General features: G+C 55.8%; 19 protein-coding genes. 14 read left to right on the top strand and 5 right to left on the bottom strand.

The genetic code is table 11. The features are described 5' to 3' along the window. Positions 1-24 precede the first annotated feature (24 nt). From P8Z34_12710 to P8Z34_12700, 3 genes are all read left to right on the top strand, one after another. Positions 25-225, top strand: coding sequence for a hypothetical protein (locus P8Z34_12710; protein MEJ2551536.1), 201 nt, complete (start codon positions 25-27; stop codon positions 223-225). Positions 226-474: 249 nt separating this feature from the next. Continuing rightward, complete coding sequence (locus P8Z34_12705) at positions 475-828, top strand: hypothetical protein (GenBank protein ID MEJ2551535.1); 354 nt, start codon at positions 475-477, stop codon at positions 826-828. A 443-nt stretch (positions 829-1,271) separates the two neighbouring features. After that, entirely contained in the window at positions 1,272-1,736 is a 465-nt protein-coding gene (locus P8Z34_12700) for a GyrI-like domain-containing protein (GenBank protein MEJ2551534.1), read from the top strand. A gap of 243 nt (positions 1,737-1,979) precedes the next feature. Here the strand turns inward: P8Z34_12700 and P8Z34_12695 are convergent, their stop codons facing one another. Continuing rightward, complete coding sequence (locus tag P8Z34_12695; GenBank protein MEJ2551533.1) at positions 1,980-2,633, bottom strand: hypothetical protein; 654 nt, start codon at positions 2,631-2,633, stop codon at positions 1,980-1,982. A 390-nt stretch (positions 2,634-3,023) separates the two neighbouring features. On the opposite strand from P8Z34_12695, the gene P8Z34_12690 reads away from it, so the two are divergent. The 7 genes from P8Z34_12690 to P8Z34_12660 all read left to right on the top strand — a co-directional run bounded on the left by P8Z34_12690 (position 3,024) and on the right by P8Z34_12660 (position 12,654). Further along, a complete protein-coding gene (locus tag P8Z34_12690; GenBank protein MEJ2551532.1) occupies positions 3,024-3,632 on the top strand; it encodes a hypothetical protein in 609 nt (202 codons plus the stop codon). Positions 3,633-3,646: 14 nt separating this feature from the next. Further along, positions 3,647-6,511 (top strand): hypothetical protein, encoded by a 2,865-nt coding sequence (locus P8Z34_12685; protein MEJ2551531.1) that lies wholly within the window; start codon positions 3,647-3,649, stop codon positions 6,509-6,511. Beyond that, positions 6,508-8,184 carry a hypothetical protein gene (locus tag P8Z34_12680; protein MEJ2551530.1) on the top strand — a complete coding sequence of 559 codons (1,677 nt, stop codon included), beginning with the start codon at positions 6,508-6,510 and terminating at the stop codon, positions 8,182-8,184. Before P8Z34_12685 ends, P8Z34_12680 begins: the two co-directional genes overlap by 4 nt. 195 nt (positions 8,185-8,379) lie before the next feature. Further along, positions 8,380-10,263: a hypothetical protein gene (locus P8Z34_12675; GenBank protein MEJ2551529.1), complete on the top strand. Its 1,884-nt coding sequence runs from the start codon at positions 8,380-8,382 to the stop codon at positions 10,261-10,263. A gap of 54 nt (positions 10,264-10,317) precedes the next feature. Further along, positions 10,318-11,790, top strand: coding sequence for an alpha/beta fold hydrolase (locus tag P8Z34_12670; protein ID MEJ2551528.1), 1,473 nt, complete (start codon positions 10,318-10,320; stop codon positions 11,788-11,790). A 280-nt stretch (positions 11,791-12,070) separates the two neighbouring features. Next, positions 12,071-12,280: a cold-shock protein gene (locus tag P8Z34_12665; GenBank protein MEJ2551527.1), complete on the top strand. Its 210-nt coding sequence runs from the start codon at positions 12,071-12,073 to the stop codon at positions 12,278-12,280. Between the two features lie 194 nt (positions 12,281-12,474). Continuing rightward, complete coding sequence (locus P8Z34_12660; protein MEJ2551526.1) at positions 12,475-12,654, top strand: YegP family protein; 180 nt, start codon at positions 12,475-12,477, stop codon at positions 12,652-12,654. 38 nt (positions 12,655-12,692) lie between these two features. Here P8Z34_12660 and P8Z34_12655 read toward each other — a convergent pair whose 3' ends face one another. The 3 genes from P8Z34_12655 to P8Z34_12645 form a co-directional block, all read right to left on the bottom strand. Further along, positions 12,693-14,693: an SUMF1/EgtB/PvdO family nonheme iron enzyme gene (locus P8Z34_12655; GenBank protein ID MEJ2551525.1), complete on the bottom strand. Its 2,001-nt coding sequence runs from the start codon at positions 14,691-14,693 to the stop codon at positions 12,693-12,695. A 223-nt stretch (positions 14,694-14,916) separates the two neighbouring features. Next, positions 14,917-17,577 (bottom strand): Ig-like domain-containing protein, encoded by a 2,661-nt coding sequence (locus tag P8Z34_12650; protein MEJ2551524.1) that lies wholly within the window; start codon positions 17,575-17,577, stop codon positions 14,917-14,919. Continuing rightward, positions 17,574-17,981, bottom strand: coding sequence for a hypothetical protein (locus P8Z34_12645; GenBank protein MEJ2551523.1), 408 nt, complete (start codon positions 17,979-17,981; stop codon positions 17,574-17,576). The genes P8Z34_12650 and P8Z34_12645 overlap by 4 nt, the downstream gene beginning before the upstream one ends. 409 nt (positions 17,982-18,390) lie before the next feature. Here P8Z34_12645 and P8Z34_12640 point away from each other — a divergent pair, with 409 nt between their 5' ends. From P8Z34_12640 to P8Z34_12625, 4 genes are all read left to right on the top strand, one after another. Next, positions 18,391-22,056, top strand: a complete 3,666-nt coding sequence (locus P8Z34_12640) for a two-component regulator propeller domain-containing protein (GenBank protein ID MEJ2551522.1) — start codon at positions 18,391-18,393, stop codon at positions 22,054-22,056. Between the two features lie 86 nt (positions 22,057-22,142). Next, entirely contained in the window at positions 22,143-22,802 is a 660-nt protein-coding gene (locus tag P8Z34_12635; GenBank protein ID MEJ2551521.1) for a response regulator transcription factor, read from the top strand. Positions 22,803-23,101: 299 nt separating this feature from the next. Then, positions 23,102-23,701, top strand: a complete 600-nt coding sequence (locus P8Z34_12630) for a hypothetical protein (GenBank protein MEJ2551520.1) — start codon at positions 23,102-23,104, stop codon at positions 23,699-23,701. Positions 23,702-23,946: 245 nt separating this feature from the next. Continuing rightward, positions 23,947-24,702, top strand: a complete 756-nt coding sequence (locus P8Z34_12625; GenBank protein MEJ2551519.1) for an SIMPL domain-containing protein — start codon at positions 23,947-23,949, stop codon at positions 24,700-24,702. 26 nt (positions 24,703-24,728) lie between these two features. On the opposite strand, the gene P8Z34_12620 is transcribed toward P8Z34_12625, so the two are convergent. Next, positions 24,729-25,167, bottom strand: a 439-nt coding sequence (locus P8Z34_12620; GenBank protein ID MEJ2551518.1) for a hypothetical protein, incomplete at its 5' end; no start/stop codon positions are given.

Here is a 25,167-nt window from a genome sequence, read left to right as displayed (position 1 = left end):
CAGAGAAGCCGGGGAACCGGTTGTTTGGGATTTGTAAAGGGATTTTATCCAATCGCGCTGGGCGATTCGTCCAGCGTGGTTTCTTTTCTTCGGCTGAAGCCAAACACGGTGAATGCGATGGGTCGCGTGGATTGTGATCCGCACGGCTTGGCTGGAGTTCGTTATTTTATTGATTTTGTGCAGGTATTTCTGGCGGAATCGCCTTTTTTTCAACCACGCTCCTGAACAGCAGAACAGCATCCCTGGAAGCAAACCGGTCGAGGAGCTATATAGGACATGGAGAATATCGCTTTCGAAATCAATACATGATAGAATTAGCTACTGTTGACCCTGTCGATGCACATCGATGTTGAATAATTATTGAACCAGCCCGGGGGAGGGGAGATGGAGCCAGCGACGATTCTATACGTCCAATGTGATTTAAGGGGGGCAATGGCTCTTGTTCTTGAAGCTTGCCAGAAGCTTGGATATTTCTTGTGGTCCTTACGAGGAGACCCCGGTTCTCTACGTGTGATGCCGAATGTCGCCGCTCTGCGAGTATCGATCTTCCCGAATCTGGTTAGCGCCCATCGCCCTCCGGAACTGGAAAGCAGTATCGGAAGCATCCACCTGGTGAAGATATCTGAGGAGCGCTCCCGCGTTTCACTACAGCGTGAGGACCTGGCTGGCAATCCGCTTGCGGAATCCAAAGCGAAGGATTTTTCTATTTTTTGTGCCTTGTTGGAGGACTATCTTGAATCGCAGGAAATTCTGCTCAGCGATCAAGAGACCGGTGGGAAAACGAGAGCTTTGCGTATAATGGCGGACACGGGTCCCCTTCCGATCTGATTCATAGATCGACCTTCCTTAATCCGCTTTCTGACGATACTTGAGAGCCCAATGCTGTGGCGATTGGGCTCTTTTCGTTGTGGAGGTCTTCCGTGGCTCGAACAATTGCTGGAGCTTGGGCAGTTCTGGTTCCGAGATCAGGTACGCTGCCGTAAATCCAGATGGAGAGGTATCAGCGTTTTGCGCTCAATATTACGTAGCCGCTGCGGGCGTCTGCCAGTTGCCTTTCTTCGGCGAGCAGGTGATCGGACGGCGGCGATTTCATGGCAGATTGGCCTTGTATTGAAGCTTGACAGATCGGATTGTTCATCCTACAATAGAACAAATGTTCTATAATATGACATCGGATCATATCGTTAGTTATCATCCGCCGGCGTAATTCAAACGACCTTCATCATTTTCTCGTCGAATTTCGCGACGAGCATAATTAAGGAGAAACGAAAATGAGTTACCCGATAGAGATAGTTGAGCGATCCCCACAAGCCGCAGCTTCCATCCGCACTCGAGCCAGCGTTTCGGATCTGCCGGTCCTGATGGGCGAAACTTTCGACAAGCTGGCGCAGTATCTGGGGAAGATCGGCGTGCAGCCTGCGGGACCGCCGTACTCGGCGTATTACAACATGGACATGCAAAACCTGGACGTCGAGATCGGCTTTCCAGTCAGCGAGGCTGTGCAGGGTGAGGGGGACATTCAGGCCAACGAGATCCCGGGCGGAAAATATGCGGCCTGCATTCACACAGGCGCATATGCGGAGATCGAACCTGCCTACAATGCGCTCATGGCATGGATTCAAGAGCAGGCGAAAGAGATCACGGGAGTTTCGTATGAATTCTATTTGACCGATCCCGGGCAAACACCGCAAGAAGAGCTTCAAACGCAAATACTATTTCCATTGAAGGCCGGATAACGCCTAAGCGGCTGTTTCTCAAAGGGGGGTGGGCTTCTTCTCAAGGTCGCCAGGTCAGGCGCAGCCTTCGAAGAAGCCCGCTTTTATTTGCAGCCGTATGGCTGCAGAGCGCTGAGATCGGAAACCGCCCGGAACAAGTGATCGGAGGGCAATCCTGAATCGGATCATCCGAGTCCGTTCAATCTTTTCTCCCCCACGATCAACACGCCCCCCGGCATATTCTTGGCCCCGTTTGGTAATGCGCTACGGTACGTGTTCGGAGCAACCGATGGTCGTTTGTGTCTGAATTTTCGAGTCGCAGCCCGGAGGGAGCAGCACGATGTCTCCTGAACCCGCGATCTCCGTGACGCGAACGTTGGCGCCCACGCGCTCGATCTTCACGTCGGTGCTGGCCCATGAAAACATGCCACTCCCCGCGTCGGCGTGCATCCAGATCGTGGAACCATCGATGCCGATCAGCGTTAACTTCATCCGGATGAATTCGCTCTCGAAGGCACCCTTGACATAATTGCCACAATGCTGGCCGATCAAGCAGGTGGGTTGAAGGTAAAGTGTCACGAAGGGACCGAGCGCGCTGGAGCAAGGACCCGTCGTGGTGGGTGGACCCGACGAGATGACGCATCCCGACCACGTGCCGCTGACAAACACCCAGGGGGAGGTCGTAGACGTGGCGCTGGGAGGCGCCAAAGTGTCCGTCGGGGTCGGTGGTTCGGGCGTTGCGGTTTCAGTCGCTGCTGCCACGGTTTCGGTCGCTGTTGCCGTGTTGGGCGCTTGCGTGTTGCTGGCTTCCGGTTCTGCTTGAGTCGGCGTGCTTCCGGGAAAGTCGCAGGCGAGTGCTGCGAGCAAGAGGATCGTTGGAATGAGTGGCAATATGCGAGATCTGCGCTTGTCGCTCATAAGGATTCCCTTTCGCTTTGATAGACCCGGCGTGATCCGCAGGGATTGTACACATTTCTCCGATTGTTCGCTGTTTGGAGGGGAACGTAGAAACCTTCATGAAGAAGCAGGGTTTTAACAATCACAGGATGATTTCTACAGGGCAAGTTGCTGTGTGATTTTCCCCATTATCGGCAGTACGATAAGCGTGTCATCGCCGATGCAGCCACGGCAGCCGCTCGATGAACTGCATCGCTGTTCACCTAGATCTGATTCTAAAGGTATCTTGCCCTGATTATGCTGTGTTGGTCTTACGGTCAATCGCTCGTTGATCGAGGCTTTATTTTCTTTACTGAATAACAACTTGAACGGGACGGTAGAACCTCCGCTTCGCAACGGAAAGGCGGCGCCATGCAAATCCCTGAAGCTCGCATGTGGTATCGCTGGCTGTGGTTGTCACCCGTGCTTACGATCCCCACACTGCTCTGGGTTTACTTCAGTGACCCGGGATATAGATTGGTGTGCGGCTCAAGTTATGAGGGATGTACCTGGTGGATCGTCGCCCAAATGACGAATGTTATCGCCGTCGCCGCCTCAGCGATGTGGCATTTGATCCTGCTCAAACCGGCCCTGGACAAGGAGAGACCGTTCGTACGCTGGCACGGCCGGCAGGCTTTACTGCTCGCTGGAGTACGCACCGCTATCCCATTATTGATCGCGGTCATCATGACAGACGAGTACGCGCTGCTAAACGCCATTCCCTTCCTGATCGTCGTGTGGCTCTTCGGGACCATCTGGGGTCAGCGGCAGGCTGCCCGCGGTGACTGCAGTACACTGCGATGGTTTACCCGAGATCAAGCCAAGGCGATTCTGACGGCCGTGGAGGGGGAGAAGGAAGTAATCGATATTGGCAAACAAACGAAGGATCTGGTCTACGCCATCCGTTTCGGGCGATCACGTGAGCAGCGCAAAAAGGCGCTCGCGGAGCTTGAAGCGCTCGGTATGGTGGAGACACTTTGAGGAAGGAGTCGGCCATGAAGTGCCCGAACTGCGGAACTCCGGGTCTGGAAAAGGTGGTAAAGAAATGCCGCGTTTGCGGGGAAGCGTTTGCCTCCGAGGACTTGCTCGAACTGTACCAGCTGGAGTATCTGGTGGAGAGAACCCGCGGATGGCCGGGGGTTGCCACATATCGCAACTCGTACGTCAACCGCTTGAAAACTCTGCGTGAACGGCTGCGTCGCGGCGCCCCAATGGAAGAGCCGGCCGTCGAACCGACGCCTGCGGTGTCGGAAAAAGCGGCCGCGGCACCTGCGCGGATGGTTTCAGCAAATGCTGCTTCCACATCTGCCTCCGCATCGGTGTCTGCACCTGAACCCGCCAAGGAGAGCGTGCCCTTCGACCAATGGCTGCTCAGCGAGCGCAACATCAAGATCGCGCTTTACATTGGCGGCTTCCTGCTCTTCATCGCCGGAGCGATTTTCGTCGGCGTGAATTGGGGCCGCATTCCCGGGCCGGCGAAATTTGCGATTACGCTGATGATCACGGGATTGACGTATCTCGGTGGCTTTGTATTATTCCAAAGTGAAGCATATCGCATTGCCGGCGTCGCCCTGCTTGGTTTGGCCTCGGGATTCCTGGCACTCAACTTCGCCGTGCTGCAGCACTACGTGGTGGGACCGGCAGGTCTACGAGATGACGTGATGTGGCTGATCGCATCGCCGATTTGTTTCTGCGCCTACGTGATCACTGCCCGCTGGACAAAGGCAGATCTTTTTATCTACATCAGTATCGGTGCTGTGGGGAGCACGCTGGCTGCGGCGCTGAAAGTGTTCGATGCCCATATTACATTTACGCCGCTTGCTTCCGGCCTGCTGTTGACCTTGATCATGCTGCTTTCCTATCGCGCAAAATCATCTTCTACGGCCAGTTATACGTACGATCCGCTTCGATACGTGTCCCAAATCGGTATGCCTTTGGCCATTGTATTTGCCCTCGCCCTTTGGTCGGATTATTCCGGCTGCAGCCGGTGTGCGCCTATCGTTCCCTGGCTGCCTGTTATTTGCGTCGCTGTGGGTGCTTTGTTCTATGCCATCAGTAACGTGCTTTATAAATGGATTGCGGCGCGCTGGGCGGCAGCGGTACTCGTCCCGGTGACGACGTATTTACTCCTGGTAGAGTTGAATGCCAGCGATATTGCCATGGCTGCCACGTTGATGATTCTCGCTCTGGCATACATGGGCATAGGCTATCGCCTGGAACAAGCTGAGGGATTGCGCGCCGCGGGTTGGCCGCTTTATGCTGCGGCTTATGCGGTGGCGCTGGTGGTTACGTTATCCGCAGCCGGGAACGAATTGGACCTGGCAATCGTGCTCTTCGTCGACGTGGTCATCCTGGCCATTTCGGCTGTGGTTCACCGCGATTTTCGCTGGGTGTACGGCGCGGTCTGGTTGTTCATCTTGCCCGTATGGCTGCTGCTCGCCTGGTACGTCGGCGATGAATCCGACAGCGGCTTGATCATGGGTTTACTCGGTCTGAATTACACCGTCATCGGCTACGCCCTCGGCAGGCGTCAATTGCGGCACGGCATGCCCTTCCTCAGCGCCGCCGCGCTGCTGAGCATCATCAGCGCCGTGCTGACTTACGAAACTCCCGTGATTAACAGCATTGCACTGGCCGTTATCGCCGTGGTGTACTTCCTCGTAGCCCTGTGGCTCGAGGTGCCGTGGCTGCTCTATCCCATGCTGCTGGCATCGAATCTTTGTCTGCACGCCGCCCACAATGCGATTTACGATTGGAAAACGCCGACGCAAGTGTTCGAAATTTCCTACGCAGCACTTGGCGTCGTTCTGGTGATGGTGGGATACGCTTTACGGCGTAGGGATCATGAGGGCTGGGGATGGCCGTTATACATCGTCGCGTCGTTGGATTTGTTGGCGGCCTATGGTACCGCGATGGTTGATGATTACTACATGGCAATAGGAATGTCGCTGGTGTCGTCTATTCTGCTCTTGACCTTCGCCTGGCTGGAACGCTCCGAATTTCAGAAGCGCAAGCTGCCGCATTTGCTCACCTATTTAGGTCTCCTGGTGGTTTTTATCGGTCACTTTTTCCTGCTCGAAGAGTTGAACGTGGACTACGACCAAGTCGGCCCGATGTACACGGCGGGCGTTTGTTTACTCTTCGTGGGTGTGGCCTGGTTATTACGGAGTGAAGAGAGCGTAAAGATTTACGCGGATCCACTTCGTCGCACGGGTTTGGGCTTAATGTTGATTCCCGTGGCCGCTTCGATCTGGATTGCAGTTTACGATTACGAGCCGATCATTGCCGCGGCGACCTTTGCCATCGCCGGGGTAACCTATTCGGCGGACGCCGCCAGGCGCAAATCGGTCTACCAAGCGTACGTCGGCGGCATGTCATTCTTGCTCGTGCTTTGGTCCGTGCTGATGGCTTTCGAGGTGGATGAACCGCAGGCGTATATCCTGCCGCTCGGGTTGGCGCTTTTATTCGGGGGTTGGAATGAACGCAGGCGCGGGAAACAAACCACGTACAATTGGGTGACAAGATTGGGGTTGATCCTGTTACTGGGATCGACGTTCCTGCAGTCCCTGCCGCGCGGCGCAATTGGATACACATTGTTGCTCGCCATCGAGAGTGTTGTGGCGATTGTGTGGGGCGTCCGCAAACGCTCCCGTAACTACGTGCGTTACGGATCGATTGCGTTTCTGGCTAACGTCATCGTGCAGCTCGGTGCTGGTTTCGTAGATTTATCACGCTGGGTCCAGATCGGATTAACAGGCGGAATCCTGTTCGGAGGCGGGTTGCTGGCTTTGTCCAAACGCGAGCAATTGCTTGCCACTCGTGAACGGTTTACGAAAACATGGAGGGAGTGGGAAGAATGAATGTCTTAAAATCACTTTTCGGAATTTTTCGCCAACGCGGCCTGGTGAGCACGATAAAGGAAGGGCGATCCTTGAAGGGATTTATCCTGGCCGCTTTTCTATTCTCCCTTTTCGGTGGGGCGGTGTATGGATTCGCCATGGGCATCGGCATTGGCACGGACACGGCCTTGAAAGATGCGTTCAAGGTCGCCTTGATCGTCGCTTTTGGCTTGTTGTTGTCCGTCCCCATCTTCTGGGTGACGTTCCGTTTGCTCGGTCGCGAGGAAAAGCCGTCTCAGGTGACGGCTATCCCGTTGACCCTGATAGTGACTGTAGCCATGATCATGCTCGTTACCGCACCAATTGTACTCATGCTCAGCGTATTGGTCGGGTACGACCCCAATGCGGTCTATATTCACATCGTGATCCTGGACATGGCCGCCCTGGTCGGTTTGTATCTGGTGGGAACGCTGCTTGCCAATAGCTTCGCTGAACCGAGGCAACTCATCATGCCGAACGTGATCGGTTTTTTACTGATGACGGTGATCCTGGTCGTGCTGATCAGTTTTCTGGCGCCGTTTTTATCCCCACGCGCAACCTTCAGCGTGGGGACCGATCGGTTCATGGATGGTCTGGGAATCGGCGTGGCGGAGAAAGCCGATCATGCACTGCTCGCAGCAAAATCGGCCAGCCGCGTAAACTACCAATACCAGACGACGAACGACAACGGCGATCTCGTGCGCGACTACACGGTGACGCGTGTGGGGGATGATTATCACCTCGAGGTGCATCTGCACGCCGTTCCTGGCGAACCGATCCGCAGCGAGAGTAACATCTGGGTGATCGACGGTAATTATTACACGGATTATGACAACGGACGTGTGAACAAGGTGAGTCGTGAAGACCTGACCAGCGTCCTGGACTCTGCTCTACCGGAAGCGGCGTTCAGCCTGCCGGCGGAGCTGCAGGCTGCCAGTTGGCGAGCATACGAGCGGCAAGGGCGTTATACCGCAACGAGCACCGGACAGGCGCTTGATCGTGTTGTGATAGAGATGGATGCCGACAGCGGACGGCTTGTCAGTCTTACTCTAGGACGAGCCGAACGCAGTCTTCACGCCGAGGTTCGCGTGCGAGATTTTCAGGCCGCTGCCGTAGATCGCGCCACTCTGTTAGCTTCCCTTAATCAGGCGATTGTGCTGGGAAGCGTGGACCGTACCAATGCGGCCATGATCGATTACGTACAGGACGAAACCTTTTTCGTCGTCCGCTACCCGCGTGAATGGTCCGCAGGAGTTTGGAATCAGGATTTACGGCGCGTGGGGCTGAGTGCCGTTTGCCGCGAGGATCAATCCTGTCCTGAATTGACGGTAAGCGTGTACGATCTTGCCGAAGGCAAAGGAGCCAGGCAGTATGCCGAGGACTTGAGCGACGATCTATCGCTGCAGCCGGAATATCGAGCGATCGCCTATACCACGCGCAGGATCAACGGCCGTGACGTAGGTGTGGTGGAATTCCTCTACGACCGTACGGTGAAAGGTGAATTGGAAACTGAGAGTCACATCGAATTCATCTTCGTCGGACAGGATTTCCAATACCATCTTGATTTCGCCGCACCTGAGACCGATTATAATAAATACCGCGATTTGTTTGCGGAAATGGCTGGGTTGTTTACGTATTTGGTCGGGGAAGGGTGAGCTGCTCATCGGGATGAAGGCGAATTGTCGCTGCCAGCTTACAGAATTTCGACCTTCTGAGAGTAACTTGTTTTGAAATGCGCAGGGGACAATTCGGAACGTGTCGTAATATGGTTTCAATTTTCCCCTTTTTTCCATATAATCCTGCCGAAATTTGAGCTTTCCCAATGTCCGCTCGTTGGAGGATGACACTCGATGGCAAAAAGAAAGCGACTGGTTTTCGATCTTTTTTTGGCCAGCGCACTGGGCCTTTTTGTCGAACTCGTCTTCATTCGCTGGGTCGCATCTGAGCTGCGTTTCTTTTCCTTTTATAAGAATATCGCCTTGATTGCGGCGTACCTCGGCATGGGTTTGGGGTTTGTCATATACAGCAAGGAACGCGGCCTGCGTTCCTTGTTCCGTATTTACCTGCCATTGATGATCCTCATCGTCGGGATCGTGCTGGGTCTGGGGCGAACGTTGCTGAGCGACATTCTGCTCAGCAACCGTTTCAATGCACAGGAGTACTTCTGGTCGGGATCGATTGAAGAATTAAGTTCCCAGATCATGGCGCTGCGGCAGATCGCTCTCCACGGTCTCTTGTTGGGAATGTTTCTGCTGTTGGCGCTCGTCTTTGTCCCGCTCGGCGAGTTGGTCGCAGCGAAATTCGTGGCATTTCGTCCGCTTGAAGGATACAGCATCAACGTCATCGGCAGTGTGGCAGGTGTGCTTCTCTATACGGGAATCTCGTTTATGTCCTTGCCGCCGGCGATCTGGTTTTTCCTTGCGGCTGCGGGCATTGTTTACTTCATCCTGCAGATGGCGTCCCGATCGCGTTGGTTGGCCGTGATCGTGGCATTCATACCCGCAGTGATGGTTCTCGTATGGCCGAATATGTCGATGAGAACCATCTGGTCTCCATACTATCGTATCGACGTGCAGGAAAAGCGCGTACCAGGATCCCCGGATGTGCTCCTGGGATACGAGCTCTCCGTGAATCTGGCCTTCCACCAGGAGATGGTCAACCTGGACCCGGATTTCGTTAACGAAAATTACGCCAAGGCTCCGGAATATTTCGATTCCAGGCAGGCAATTTATGATGCCGCCTATACGGCGGCGCCGTCTCTGACCCGGATATTGATCGTCGGCGCGGGTACGGGAAACGATGTGGCCGGTGCATTGCGCGCCGGAGCGCAGGAAGTGGTCGCGGTTGAAATCGATCCCTTGATTCTGAGTCTGGGGAAGGAATTCCATCCGGAAAAGCCGTATTCCAACCCGGCTGTCACGGATGTCGTCGAAGACGCCCGTTCGTTCTTTACGAACGCGACCGATGAATACGACATGATCGTCTTCGGGTTTCTGGACTCTCACGCCCTCTTCAGTCCCAATGCAAGCGCACGACTGGACAACTTCGTCTACACTCGCGAGAGCTTCTCCCGTGTGCGGGATTTATTGACGGACGACGGCCTGCTGGCGATTTCCGACAAGGCGATCCCTTCCACGCACGTCATTGCCATCCTGGGGATTGGCATCCTTGCCTTCCTGCTCATTCTCCGCAACTTGCCCGGCTTAAGGCAGTTCAAGCCCGGTTTCTTCTTCCTGGGTGCGGGTTTTTTCTTGCTCGAAACCAAGAGCGTGACGGAGATGGCTTTGCTGTTCGGATCGACTTGGGTGGTCAACGCAGTGGTGATCAGTGCCATTTTACTCATGATCGTGTTGGCCAACATCATCGTCGAACATTTCAAGCTGAGCGACACGCGTGCCCTGTATGTTTTCCTCGGGCTGACGTTGATCCTCAGTTACTTCATCCCGCTGCGGAATTTCCTGGAACTGCCAACGATGTTGCGTATGACGCTGGCCAGTCTGGAACAAGCAGCGCCGTTGTTTTTTGCGGCGATGATCTTTGCCATTCGTTTTCGTGACGTGACTTCGATTCCGGCCGTAATGGGCTCCAACTTGTTCGGCGGCGTGCTGGGCGGCCTGACAGAGTACGCCTCGCTTGCGCTGGGAATTCGCAGCCTCTACCTGCTTGCGTTGATCTGTTACGCGTTCTCGATTTACCCGCTTGCAGAACGATCCACCGAACCACGTGCGGTGTAGGGAAAAACGATCGGTCACAATGAGCACGTTGAATCCGGGTGAAAGTGAATCGAAATGAAACGATCCGATTGGATCCTCTTGTTGCTGGGTTTCGCGTTATTCGGACTCGCAATCTTTCGTATCCAGGACGCCGAACGTGACCTTGCGATCATCCAACTTCCCAATTCAAATCCGCCAACAACCGTCTTCGCCCTCTCTGAATATGACGCTGAAATGCGACCCACGGTACTGGTCGGTCATGGATTTGCGGGTTCGGAACTACTCATGCGCGGTTTTTCCCTTTCTCTGGCGCACGCGGGTTATACGGTAGTGGCCTGGGATTTCGACGGCCACGGAACCAACCCGCAACCGTACCCGCTGCGGCGTGCGAGCGACGTGTTGCTTGAAAATGCAGAAGCGGCGCTTCGAATCGCCCAATCCGCGGGATATACCAGCGGATCGGAGGTCGCCATTTTGGGTCACTCGATGGGAAGCGGTGTCGCGCTCGATTATGGAGTCGATCACCCGGATACGAATGCCACAATCGCCGTTTCTCCCATCCGGCGCAAGGTTACCCCGGATTTCCCCCGCAATCTGCTGCTGCTGGCGGGAAGTCTGGAACGTGAATTTGTGGAAACCGCCGAAGAACTCCTGACGGAGGCCGGTGGTGCGGGAGGTGATCCGGAGAACGGAACGGGGCGCGCTTTGATCGTCATCCACGGGGTCGAGCACATCTCCATTCTTTTCGACCCGGACAGTCACGCTGCGGCACGAACCTGGTTGGATGAAGTGTTCGGACCCCAGCCCGACGCCATGCCGTACGTCGATCGTCGCATCCTTTGGTACGGGTTGGGAATTTTCGCCGCTTTGTTGGCGGGTTGGGGGCTGTCACCGCTCGTCGTTGTCCGTGAGAATGTGGACCGAAAATTGCTTCCATTTTGGCGGCGGCTTTTGCCCCCTGTTGGTGGCGCGCTCGCCGCAACTGCCTTGCTTGCCCTGGTAAACGGATTGGGCGTCAACACGAGGCGCACTTTGGGGTTGATCGTGGGCGGTTACCTGCTGACCTGGTTTGCGTTGGCGGGGTTGATAGGCCTCTCCATGCTCAGGTTCCGTATCTCGCTTCCGTCCCGGCGTTCGATTATCGGCGCAGTCTTTGCATTTTTGATTCTCTGGGTTGGTGTGGGGTTGTTGGGGAACCTGGTGTGGGTGCCCTGGCTGCCCATCGGGAAACGATTGATGCTCTGGCCAATCGCCGTCTTGTTGACCTTGCCCTGGTTCGTGTGCGTCGGTGAGAGCTTGCGCGGGCAGGGAATCATACAAAGGTTCTTGGCGTGGCTGGTCCATAGTGCGATTCTGGCGGCGGGATTCATCGCTTCGCTGCTCGTCATCCCGGGGTTGGGTGTGTTGGTCCTGGTGCTGCCACTGCTGCCGGTCGTTCTGGGATTGATCGAGCTGTCAACGGCCCGGATGCGGGGAGGCTGGCCTGCTGCGCTGAGCGGCGCGATGTTCTTGAGTTGGGTATTGCTGGCCGTTTTTCCCATTTCCTAGGCCTGTGTGTGCTGGACAGGGATGGCGCCGGCAGGATGCTTGTCGAACTTGAGCGGAATGAAATCTCCCGGTCCTTGAATTCCCCGGCGTGCGTAAGGCCCTACCCAAAGAAAGTGCATGATGATAGAATCAATTTAGATAGGTTGCATGTAAGTTCTGTCTGAGAGTCGCATGATCACGGCCTGGGCAATTTCAACTGTACCGCATGGCTGCCATCAAATCGACCTCCGAGAACGAGTCAGGCACCTTCAACCCGATTGCCATAAGGAGGCAATGTCTAATGTCGGAGCGAGTTCTTGGAACGGTCAAATGGTTCAACAGCAGCAAGGGCTACGGCTTCATCGAGCGTGAAGAAGGCGACGACGTCTTCGTGCATTACTCGGCCATTGAAGGTGATGGCTTTCGCAACCTCGAGGAAGGCCAGCGCGTCGAATTCACGATCGAACAAGGCGCCAAAGGCCCGCAAGCAGCGCAGGTCGTCATAGTTTAAGGCTACCACACAACGATTCTGCCGACCCCTGCACTCGCAGGGGTCTCTTTTTTTAAGCCCGTTCACTCGATTTTCCTGGCAGGAAACCCCTCCAATCCGAGCGCCTCGAAACGGACCGTAGAAGGAACAGGTTGCGATCGGCGGTATACTTATCAGTGAAGTGGATACTTCCGAATCCCGAATAAGGAGGCATCATGGGTAAGTTCGAAATCTACAAAGACAATAAGGGCGAATTCCGCTGGAGATTGCGGGCATCGAACGGCGAGGTCATCGCCATGGGCGAAGGATATTCATCCAAAAGTGGATGTAAGAAGGGGATCGAGTCTGTAAAAAAGAACGCAGCGAAAGCGGAGATCGAAGATCAAACCAAGTAAGTCGTCCTATTAGCGCGGTTTTACTTACAACCTTTCGCTCATTCTGAACGTGCACAGCGGAACCCGTAGTGGTCGAACGATGCCGTTGGTAAAGCGGGGAAGCGGATCGCCACGCGCATCGTATCGCCGTACGTATACCAGGAACCGCCGCGGGCCACGCGGTACGTCTCTCCAAATTCGTCTGAAATGTCCGGGTCACCACCCGGGTAAAAATCATACCAATCCGCCGTCCATTCCAGGACGTTTCCACTCATGTCGTAAATCGTGAGGAAGTTTGGCCAATAGCTGCCGACTTGGGCGCTATCGGCGTCATCGCAAAGGCCGTTGTCGTCGAAGCGCGCCCCGAACAGCGAGTTCGTTTCGCAAGCCGGAATATCGTCGCCCCATGGAAAAGCGTATCCCTCCAGGCCGCCCCGGGCAGCGGTCTCCCATTCCGCCTCTGTCGGCAAGCGTGCACCCCGCCAGGAGCAGTACGTATCGGCGTCGTCCCAGCTGACGTATATCACCGGGTAATCCGCGTATTCGGGATTGCCGTAGTAGCTCTCCCGGGTGGCCGAGCTTGTTACATCGGGCGGATCGCAGACTCCGGCATCGACGCATTCTGCGTAGCGGGCGTTGGTCACCTCGAATTGATCGATGAGGTAATCTCCCAATTCCACCAGGTGCGCCGGCTCTTCATCCAGGAACCACGAGATGCTGCATTCGTCGCGGAATAGGCGGCAGATCTCTACCGCTTGCACTGGATCACCACCCACGATGAACGGGCCGGCGGGGATGCGTATCATGGGCACCCCGAATTCGTCCACGTAGTCACTTGGCCAAATCGTGGCCTTGGTTAAGGGAGCTTGAGTCTCAGTTTGTTGATGTACTCCTTCCAATGTGGGACTGGCCGTCGATTCGACAGCCGCTACCTCGTCTGACGTTTCTGCGGGGAACATTACGGCTAGAGTCTTCTGGCTGGCCACGTCGGTCTGGGTCCGATCCGGTGTGGGTTGATCCGGATCGGCGATTTCGATGTTCCAGGAGAAGAGTGAACCGTCTTTGTAGCCCAGATACACGATTGGAGCGATGGGCGCAACCGCCAACATGCGGATATCCGCGGCGTCCTGGGGTTCGACGTGGATTTGCGTACCACTGAAGGTGTGCCAGATGCGCAGCGCGTCGTCTGCCACAGAGGCGAAGGCGTTTCCTTCCGGGAAAAACGAGATCTGCCGAACGGCGCTGTGATGGCCCTCGAAGGTGCGTATCAAATCACCGTTCGTAACGTCCCACAAATGGATCAGATTGTCGGCACCTCCGGAAAGCAGGGTTTGGCCATCGGGGGAGAAGGCCAGGCTGCGTACGCCGTCCGGATGTCCATCCAAAGTCAAATCGGGCTGATCGGCCCCGATCGTCCATACGTCAATCTTTCCATCGGGGTGGGCGACGACGAACTTTGGTTCGGTTGGGGAGGCTCCCATCATGGTGAATTCCCCGTCGATGTTCGACAGCAACTCACCGGCTTCCCAATCCCAAATCGAAAGCCAATACCGGGTGAGCGAAAGAAGATGTTCGCCGTCATGGGAAAATGCCAGACCCAAAGTGGAAGGCGATTCGATCGTTTGCAGTAAAACAGTCGGGGTTCCCGGCGGCGCGAGTGTGCTGAGCTGTGAGGTGTCCCAGATCGTAATTTGTTCGTCGTCGAAAGCCGCGGCTATTCGCTGTTTATCGTAGGATGCGGCGACGTTGGTTACGTCCTCCGGCTCCAGGATCAGGCCTTCATACCAATACTCCTGTACCGCGCCTGTATAAAGGTAAATATCTGCAAACTGAGAATTCGTCACCACGACCATTAATTCACCGTCAGCCGAATAGGCCAGGGGGTCGGGTATGGCGTCTTCGACGAATCCGGCGATATCTTCGGTCATATCCCCGATACGCACGATGGGCACCACGGATGTCGGAGTTTCGCTCGGCTTTGATTCCGTCTTGTTTTGACAGGCGATCAGCAGGGTCGGGCAAAGGATGACCATCAACAGGCAGCGCGTTACGTTTCTCATCTTCGGGCTCCTCGGGTTTGGGGGCCAGTTGGTGTGAAACGACAAAGACCCTGCGATGAGGGTCGATGTCGTTGATGCTTTATGGCTTTACTGGTCGAGATCGAGACGACTTCATGCCATACCTTGTGCTTTCATCATTCTGGAGAAATTAAGCCTATTATAGCCTAAAAACTCCGTTCTCCAGTACACTTTTGTCGATGGGCAGGTGAAGCGTAGATGGGCGTCATTCACCTGCCGTTCCGATCGTGAGAAACACACGCGCCTGCGATCGCTCTCCATTCCCATCCGTGACGGCGTAGGTGATGATCACTTCGCCGGTGTATCCTTCCTCGGGTGTGTAGATGATCAGGCCATCTTGGATCTCGATCGTACCCGTGGTTGGAAGCTCCTCGATGGTGAGTGAGAGCGGAGCGTCTCCCAGACCTTGATCGTTGCCCAAGACAGTGATCTCCACGATTTGGTTCACTGCGGCGTTCAGTCGATCTTCCACGGCGATGGGGACGTCATTTACGGGGAGCACCTCGATTTCTACGAACGCCAATCCGGACTGCAGCCAGCCATCGGAGATGCGGTAGCTGAAGCGATCCGCTCCATGGAAATCCGCAGCCGGTGTGTACTCGAAGGAACCGTCCTCGTTCATGACCAGTTCACCGGACTGCGGTTCTTCTTCGAGCGTGATTCGCAGCGTCTGACCATCAGGGTCGTAATCGTTGGCGAGAATGCCCGGTGCGTCGACCTGCAGGGTTTCGTCCTCCAGTATTTCGTAGGAGTCGTCCGTGGCGATCGGTGGAGAATTCGTGTCGACGACCGAGATGGACACCCTGGCGGTATTGGAGGTGTTTTCGCCGTCCGAAATGCGGTAGGTGAATGCGTCCTCTCCGCTGAAGTCCGTTTCCGGCGTATACGTAAATGAACCGTCCGTTTTGAAGGATAGGACTCCGTGGGAGACGTTGTCGACGAGCATCGCAGTCAGTTGGGAAGGATCCCAATTCAATCCACTCTTGTCGTTGCTCAAGATGCCCGGCGCGGGGACGCTGAGCGTCTCGTTGCGAGGAGTTTCATAGGCGTCTGGGTTTGCAACCGGCATCTGGATCGGTGGATCGAGAAGTTTCCACCAGAATTCGACCTCGGCGGCGCCGCTGCGTTCGTAGTACTCCACATCCAGGCGCGTCGATCCGGAAAGAGAGAGATCCACGCAGTAATCCTGGCTGGCGTCATTTGCGTGCCATTCATTGAGTACGAGCTTGCCGTCCACCTTGACGCGGACCCCATCGTCTGCGCGGGCGCACAGGCGGTAGTTCCCCGCGGTGAAATTAATGATGCGGCTCCAGCGGGCGGAGAAATCGTCCTTCGGCAGGCCGAGCGCCGGGGAATTCTTGCCCCAATCGAAGTCGAGCTCGTCTGCTTGTTTGACCAGGGCCCACGAACTGTCCAGCGAGCGGTTGTACCAGTATTTACCGACCCAGTAATTCTGGTTGTCGGGGTGTATGATCTCCGTGTCGAAGTGGATGCGCGCCTCTCCGGAACGCTCGAAGTACTCGAGTTTCAGATCGTGCTTGCCCTCCGCCATGCGCAGAACGACGTTCACGCTGTGGAGCGGATTCGGCGCCCACGAATCGATGACCAGGCGATCGTCCACCCACAAGCGTACGCCATCGTCCACGCGGATGGTAAAGCGATAGAAGGCCTCGTCGAACTTCAGGGTTCGTGTCCAACGTGCCGAGAAGTGATCGTCCGGCAGGGATGAAGCAGGCGAGGCGGCTTTCCAGTTGAAATCGATCGATTTGTCGTTGCGGACCAGGACGGGGTTTCCGCTGAGATTTTGATTGTCGAAGTAAACCCCGCGCCACTCACGAATCTCAGGCTCGGTGATGATTTTCACCCAGACCGGTGAATTTCCATCATCCCCCGTGCCGAAGAGTTGGCCGTTGGCGTTGCGCAGCATCCAGAAACCCCAAAAGCTTCCCGGAGTTTGAGGCGCACGGAGATCGATGGTCAGATCGACCGTATCGCCCGGTTCGACGCTGCCGTGCATGGGAATCACGCTCGCTGCGCCCATCCGGTATCCGGACTGAAAGGTGAGGGCGTATTCGCTCGTCCAGGTGCACGTGCCGCTGTTGCGCAGGCGCCATACCTTGGAGAAGGACTTGCCCGCATCGATGTATGTTCCGTCGGGAACGCTCACGTCTTTGACGAACGTTGCCGCATCGCTGCAGTCTGATGACGGCGAAGGCGTGGGTGAAGGTGTGGCCGCAGGGTTCGTGTCCTCGGGAACGTTGAACGGATCGTATCCGAAGTTCACGTTTTCGCGTTGGTCGTCGACCTGCAGCGTCAGCGATTGCATGCCGCGTGTGTTTTCGTCGACACCCAGGGGAAAGGTCCATACCCCTGTTTCCGTCTTTGCGGGTTGGCCTGAACCATCCTGAACGACGGCACGTACGCAGTACGTGCCCGGCGCCAGGCCCTGGAAGGTGTATCTGCCTGCTGCGTCCGTCGTCGTCGATAAAACACTGTCGGCAGAGCAGAGACCGAATCCCAATTCGACGGTAACGTTCGCCAGCCCGGTCTCACCGGCTTCAAAGACACCGTTGGCCACATATACGTCCAGGACTCGATCGTCGATACAGCCAGCGGGAAGCGGCTCATCTTTTTCCAGATTGGCACAGAGATCGTGCCAAACGTAACCTGAAATGGAAGCGGTGTTCAGCGGCGTCGATGGTTCTGTCGGCGTTGCGGACGGTGTGTTTGCCGAAAGGGGGTAATTGCAGCCCGCAAGCATCAGGGCGGTGAAGGCAGCGAAGACCAATCCCCACATCTTCATGCGGGGAGAAAAGGATACGGTTGCGTGTTTATCATTCATATTCAAAAGCAATTTGGCGTTCATCGTATGCGCTCCATATTGAAATTGAGTTGGAATTCAGCAGCGAACTTATTCGGTTGCCGCGGTTCAAAGACTGCGGCTGTCGCATCGAACTTGTGCTCGCTCCTGCGAGCGTTTATTCGAACGGGCGTTTCCGAATGGATTGTGGTTGCCTCAGCTTTGTGAAGCGCCCGCTCGAAGGCGGAACGATCGGTCGCGACGAGCGGCAGTTGTTTGATATCGATTTGCTTCAATGAAGCGGCTCTTTTTCGAACTTGATCTCGCTGGTCATCCCTGCGGCGTTTTATCTGCAGGGTTGCCTCAGTGTTATCCAGGGTCACGATATCGTTAGACCTGGCAAACGGCAGCAGTGCGCCGGTCGATGCGGCGGTCTGGAAAATTATTGATACGCCTCTATACAGGTTCATGCTCGTCTCCTTCCTCGAACAATCAATCGATGCGTTCATGCTCAAAGTCTACGGGGAAGACGTTGTACAAACACCCATCCAGCGACCGAACTTGCCGGGGGCCATGCGAAGTAAATCGCCCTCGTCCACCTGGACAGGTCGGGTTTGGCCCTGTCGGATGATGGAAAAAACGAACGGCTGCGATAAAGTTGGTTCATCGATCTCGTTGCGGATCGTACGAAACCACTTCGGTCGGGGCCGTATGAGTTCTGGATGGTACGTTGAAGGCGGAAAGTATCTTTTATGACGGAATTTGTTGTACGGAATGAACGGGTTGCTTATACTTATCGAAATTCTCAGGATGTCCGGCTCGGCCCGGGCGTTCAAGCGCGATGATTTTATTCTAGCCCCTCAGAGAAGACGGAATGCGATGAAAACGATGCTGAAAACCATGCTGATCGCCGCAATCATCGTGGCTGATTTTCTCTTTCCCATGCGGGCCACAGCGCAAACGCAAAAGCTGCGTTTTGAACGCCTGGGGATCGAACAGGGCCTGTCCCAGAATGCGGTTCTGGCCATCGCGCAAGACACGCAGGGATTTCTGTGGGTCGGCACGGAAGACGGCCTGAACAAATACGACGGATATCAGTTTACGATCTACAAACACGATCCGGACGACCCCACATCGATCATCGACAACTATGTATCTGAGATCCTGGTCGATCGAAACGGTGAAATCTGGATCGGCACGCGCAGCGGCCTCGATCGCTACGATCCATCCTCAAGTTCCTTCGTCCATTACCCCACGCAGCTGGAAACGGAACCCTATCTTCAGGGCGCCTGGGTAATCAGCCTCTATGAAGATCACCAGGGAACCCTGTGGGTGGGAACGGAAGAGGAAGGTCTCAATCGGTTGGACCGCACCAACGGGACGTTTTCCAATTCCCTGGATGAAGCCGGCAATGTGCCTCTTCTGCACGACAACGCCGCACGCGTGATTTTCGAGGACACGAAGGGGGAAATGTGGATCGGAACCCACGACGGCATGTATCGCTTCGACCGCGCCAACGGGGAATTCACGAAGTACAAATCGACCAGCAATGTTGAGAATGATGAAGTCAACGACATTTCCGTAATCTACGAGGATCGATTTGGAAATTTATGGGTGGGTTCCGAGGCGGGTGGAATCAGCCGTTTCGATCCGGCCAGCGGGTTGTTTACGCGCTACGTTCACGATCCAGACAATCCGTTTAGTTTGAGTCACGACCGCGTTCGAGCGATCTATCAAGACCGCCCGGGCAACTTCTGGGTGGGAACTCAGAACGGCTTGAATCTGGTGCCTGCGGATGAATTCGACTCATCGAACACCGCACCTCAGTTTCTCCATTACTACAACGACCCGTTCGATCCGGCCAGCCTGGGCAGCAGCACGGTCTGGTCGATTCTTGAAGACCAATCGGGCGTGATGTGGTTTGGTACCTGGGGCGGTGGGCTGTCGAAATACAATCGCTCCACGGACCGTTTCAAGCTCTACCAGCACGATCCCAATCAACCCGACAGCCTGAGCGACAACATGATTTGGGCGGTCATGCAAGCGTCGGACGAAAATGTGTGGGTGGGGACGTTTAACGGCGGTCTGAACGTCCTCGATCGAGAGAAGAACGAAATCGTAGTGTACCGCCATGATGAGGGCGACGCCGACAGCCTGCTCAGCGATGACGTGCGCGCCTTACTCGAAGACCCGTCCGGCAGGATCTGGGTAGGGACCGCTGGCGGCCTGGAGCTGTTTGATTCTGAATCGGACCGGTTCACTCACTTCACTACGGATGCGTCCGATCCACACAGCCTGAGTGGCAATCGCGTTAACGTTTTACTGGCCAGTCGTTCGGGCGGTATCTGGGTGGGCACGCGGTATTCCGGCTTGAACCTGCTCGACCCTGCCAGCGGAAAATTCACCCGCTACCGGTACGACGAGTACGATCCCTCCAGCCTTGGCGATGATCGCATCTGGGCGCTGTACGAGGACGAGGAAGGAGCTTTATGGGTGGGGACGCTCAACGGCATCAGCGTTCTTCAACCAGGAAGCGATCGTTTCATCCATTACCGTTTCGATGCCGAAGACGAGACCAGTCTGAGTTCCGATTCGATTTTTACCTTCTACGAAAATCCGCAGGGCACGATGTGGATCGGGACTTGGGGTGGGGGTTTGGACCGCTTCGACCGGGCGACGGGCCAATTCGAGCATTTCACGGAACGCGATGGCCTGCCCAACGATACGATCTACGGGATCGAGGCCGATGCGAGCGGCGGCCTATGGATGAGCACGAACCGCGGCCTATCACGCTTCGATCCGGAGAGCGAAACCTTCGAGAATTACGACGTCCGCGATGGTCTCCAGGACAACGAGTTTAATGTGGGAGCGCACTTCAGGAGTGGAAGTGGGGAAATGTTTTTCGGTGGAATTCGAGGCTTTAACGCCTTCTTCCCCGATGAGATTCAACGGAACTCTCACGTGCCCCCGATCGTCATCACGACGTTCTTCAAATTCAATCAGGCGATACGACACGACCTGCTTCCCAATGAACAGATCCAGCTTTCCTACCGGGATAATTTCATCGCATTCGAATTCGCAGCCCTGGACTATTACGCACCAGCGAACAACCAGTATGCCTACATGCTGGAGGGTTTTGACGATGACTGGGTGCAGTCCGGTACGCGCCGCTACGTGAGTTACACCAACCTCGCGGGTGGAACGTACGTGTTCCGTGTGCGGGGCGCGAACAGCGACGGCGTCTGGAACGAGGAGGGGGTCTCGGTCCTCATCACGGTGACCCCGCCGTTTTGGGAGACCGCGTGGTTCCAGGTCCTCGGCGTGCTCGTTTTGGCTGGGATTGTCTTTACCGGGTTCCGCTGGAATGTACGCAGGATCGAAGCGCGCAGTCGTGAGCTGGAAAAGCTGGTCAGTGAACGAACGCAGGAAATCGAGCAGCGCAGAAGTGAAATCAACGCTTTGTACCTTGCGGACGAGAAATTGATGCGGCACCTCGAAGTGGATCAGGTGTTTCAGGCGTTGGTCGAAATCGCCGTCGATATCCTGCATGCCGATAAGGGACTGCTGCTCTATTGGGACGAGGCGGCTGGACGATTGAAAGTGCGCGCTTCGAGAGGCTTCAAAACAAAAACGCTCGATAAACTGGACCATTCGGTCGAAGGCAGCACGGCGGAAATCGTCATGAAAACGGGAAAACCGGTCGTGATTCGAGACGTTCAGGACGACACCCGGGTGAACCGCAAGTTAATGAAGCCGGAAGGCATTCAGTCCCTCATGCGTGTGCCCATTCAAAGCGAGGATCGAACGTACGGCGTTCTGACCGTGGCCTATACAACGTTGCAGGAGTTTGGCGGAGAGCAGCAGCGTCTGTTTGAGGCGCTCGCGCAGCGAGCGGCGATCGCCATCGAGCAGGCACAACTGCAGGACCAGGCGCAAAAGTCCGCCGTTTACGAGGAGCGCCAGCGCTTGGCGCGTGATTTACACGACGCGGTGACACAGACGTTGTTTTCTGCAAGTTTGGTGTCCGAAGTGCTGCCCACCCTCTGGGAGAAGGATCCCGAACTCGGCCGCAGCCGTCTCAAGGTGTTGAACGATCTAACCAAGGGCGCGTTGGCCGAGATGCGCACGTTGCTCTTCGAATTACGTCCCTCCGCTCTGGCGTCAGCGAATCTCGACGAACTGATGCGGCAGTTGGCGGATTCCTTGATCGGCCGTGCGCGCATCCCGGTGGAATTGGAGATCGATGGCAGCTGCGAAATCAGCCCCGAAGCGAAGGTCGTTTTCTATCGAGTGGCGCAGGAGGCGTTGAATAACGTGGCCAAACATGCCCAGGCCAGTCACGTTCGCATATGCCTGCGGAGAGACGGTTCGGGAACTGAGCTCGTTGTGGAGGACGATGGCGTTGGTTTCGATCCCGAAACGGTTTCACCGGATCATCTCGGTTTACGCATCATGCAGGAGCGGGCAGAGAGCGTCGGCGCCCGGCTTCGCATCGAACCGGGAAAGAAAAAGGGCACCCGCCTTTCGCTTACCTGGAATCGCTAAAGGGCGAACCCGCACTGCTTCGTGGTAATTATTTATAATTTCTGCGATTATGCTTTAATAGAAAAGAGACATGCCTGGAGCAGGAAGTGAATGAGGAAAAAATGGAAGAATCAGACAAGATACGCGTGATGGTGGTCGACGATCACGCCGTCGTCCGCAGTGGTTTGGCTGATTTTTTGCTCGCCTACGATGATCTGGAACTGGTCGGAGAAGCGGCAAACGGGAAACAAGCGCTGACGCTTTGTGGCCAACACCGGCCGGACGTCGTGCTCATGGATCTGGTGATGGAAGGCATGGACGGCGCCGAAGCGACGAAAGCGATTCGCCAGGAATTCCCGCAGACCCAGGTGATCGCGTTAACAAGCTTTCGCGAGGAGGCCCTGGTACAGAAGGCCATTCAAGCGGGCGCCATTGGCTATTTGTTGAAGAGTGTCAGCGCCAAGGAATTGGCAGAAGCGATCCGCAACGCCCATGAAGGCCAGCCGACGTTAGCGCCGGAAGCCGCGCAAGCCTTGATCCATGCAACGACCAAGCCGCCCGAACTGGGTTCCGATCTCACGCCGCGCGAATTGGAAGTGTTGGCCTTGATGGTGGAGGGCTTGAACAATCCGGAGATCGCCGAGCGGCTGGTGATCAGCCGTTCGACGGTGAAACATCACGTACGCAATATTCTCTCCAAGCTGGGCACCTCCAGCCGGACGGAAGCCGTTGCGCTGGCGGTGAAAGGCAACATCGTCCCCGATTGAATCCCCTCGAATACCCACGACATAATTACGAAGATGAGGACGTCGGGCGGGTTTCAAACCCGCCCGACGCGTCTCGGGCAGCGTCGTTCTGAATCAAGACGAATTTTATTCCTCTTTTTCCAAGTTGTTGTTCTGCCTCGTGCAACTTTATCTTCCAGGCCTATCCACATGGAGGAGGTGAATATGGGCCCGGCAGCGACCACCCAAACCGGCCGCTCGGCAGATGATCGCAGCGCCGATCTGCACTAGGATGACCAGTTAAGGTAATTATTTCACTCGAGATATGAAGGAGATGACGAATGAGCAGTATAAAAATGTGGCCGGCAATCTTCATCGTGGTCGGATTGGGCATTTTAAGTGCATGTGCGATGGTCGCCGTGCAGGCGGAAGATGATTGGCAGGTGTATGAGAACGAGGAGTTCGGCTATTCCCTGCGTTTTCCCGCGGAATGCACCTTCGGGCCGATGCCGCCCGGATGCAAGGAGAAACCCCCCGAGGAACGCTCAGCGGAATGCTTGTGCTTTTTGAACGCGGAGAATCCAAACGAGGTGTTCCTACAGGCTTTCCTGGGCGAGGGTGAATTGACCCTCGCCGGAATGGCCATCGCCCATTACGAAACACCGCTTTACAATCCGCCAAGCGGCACGGACCTGGCGGAATGGATGCAGGAATCGTTTGCGGGACGGATACCGGATGTCCCGCAGGATGTAAATGCCGAGATCGGCGGACTGCCTGCGCTGCGAATCACAACGCCGTCCTCGCCCATGGCTGTTTCGATGGATGAGATCTATGTATTGGCCGCTGGCCGGCTCTTCCAAATCCGCCTGACGGATGTCGACGCCGAACTCAATCGACAGTTCTACGATCAACTGCTGTCTACGCTCAGCTTCGGCGGATAGACGGCGGAGATTCAATGCCATTGGGACCTGGCCAGGTGGTCGATTGCGTTGCGGTCCAAGTGGTCGATGGGAAAACCATTCTCGTACCCGGTTCCGTGTTCCGATTGAGGTATTATGCTTGATGGTGTACACGGTGAGGAGCGACGTCCCATCTGGTAAGTCGCTCAAGCCGTCAGATGAAACGAAAGAAGACGCGATCAACAGAAATGATGAATCAAATCCTAAATACTGAATGGAGGAGTATCGTGAAAAAAGCAAGTCGTTATACGCGGACATTACTCGGCGCGATGATGTTCTTACTCATCGCCTTGGTCGTCAGCGCCTGTGGAACGAAATCGACAGGCGTACTCGAGTCGATCTCGGTAACAGGCTACGGGGAGGCAAGCGGGTCGCCCGACCTGGCGCACGTGCAGCTCGGCGTGTCGACCGTCAATACCGACATCGGCCAGGCGATCTACGACGCCAACACGGCCATCGAACGGATCACCGAGGCCATCGTCGCCCGTGGGGTAAATTCGGACGACATCCGCACCGCCAATTACAGCGTCTGGACCGAGGAAGTCTACGATCCGCAAACGGGCATGCCCACGGGAGAGACTCGCTACCACGTGGACATCCAACTGGCCGTAACCGTGCACGATGTGCAGGGCATTGGCGGTTTGATTTCCGCCGGTTTGGATGCCGGTGTGACCAACATTTATGGCATCGACTTCACCATCGACGACACATCCGCCCTCGAAGCGGAAGCGCGCGACCTGGCCATGCTCGACGTTCAGGACCGCGCCCAGAAGCTGGCGCAGGGTATGGGCGTGCGCTTGGGTAAACCGATCGCCATCAGCGAGGGTTCCGTGGGCGGGATTGCGCCGACCTACACCTACGGTCTCAAGGGAGACATCGGGATAGGGGGAGGCGGGGTAGCCGCCGGCGTTCCGAGCACCGTGAGCCCGGGACAGACGACGGTCGGGATGCAGGTGACGGTCGTGTTCGAGCTGCTTCCCTGATCGAGCTGATCGAGGTTCGAGAACCCCTACATCGTCTGTAGGGGTTCTTTATTTTTTATCATTCCCGGCGGCTTGATACGAGCGGGCAAATGCATGGCTTTATCTGCTTTATAATAGCGGCGAGCGAGGCCCAAAGCGATCGTGCCCAGTCGGCCGGCCGGCTCTCTTGCCATGAACGAAGCGACTTCACCTACACCCAGCCCACCGGACGATGTACGTTTCAACGTAACCGTTAATATCCTGGACGGCGCCTTTTTCGGCGTAGCGCTTGGCTTTGCTTCCTTTACCACCATCATTCCGCTCTTCGTGCGCCAATTGACCGATTCGCCTGAATTGATCGGCTTGATTCCTGCCATAATTTCGTGGCGATCCCGGAAGGATAAGCCGGAGTGTGATCCTGCTCCCGTGTCAACCCCAAGAAGATAAAGGAGAGCGCCAAACCCGCGCTGGCGAGCAGGAAGCAAT

Source organism: Anaerolineales bacterium, from assembly GCA_037382465.1.
GTDB lineage: Bacteria > Chloroflexota > Anaerolineae > Anaerolineales > E44-bin32 > WVZH01.
This window is presented reverse-complemented; position numbering and strand designations above follow the sequence as displayed.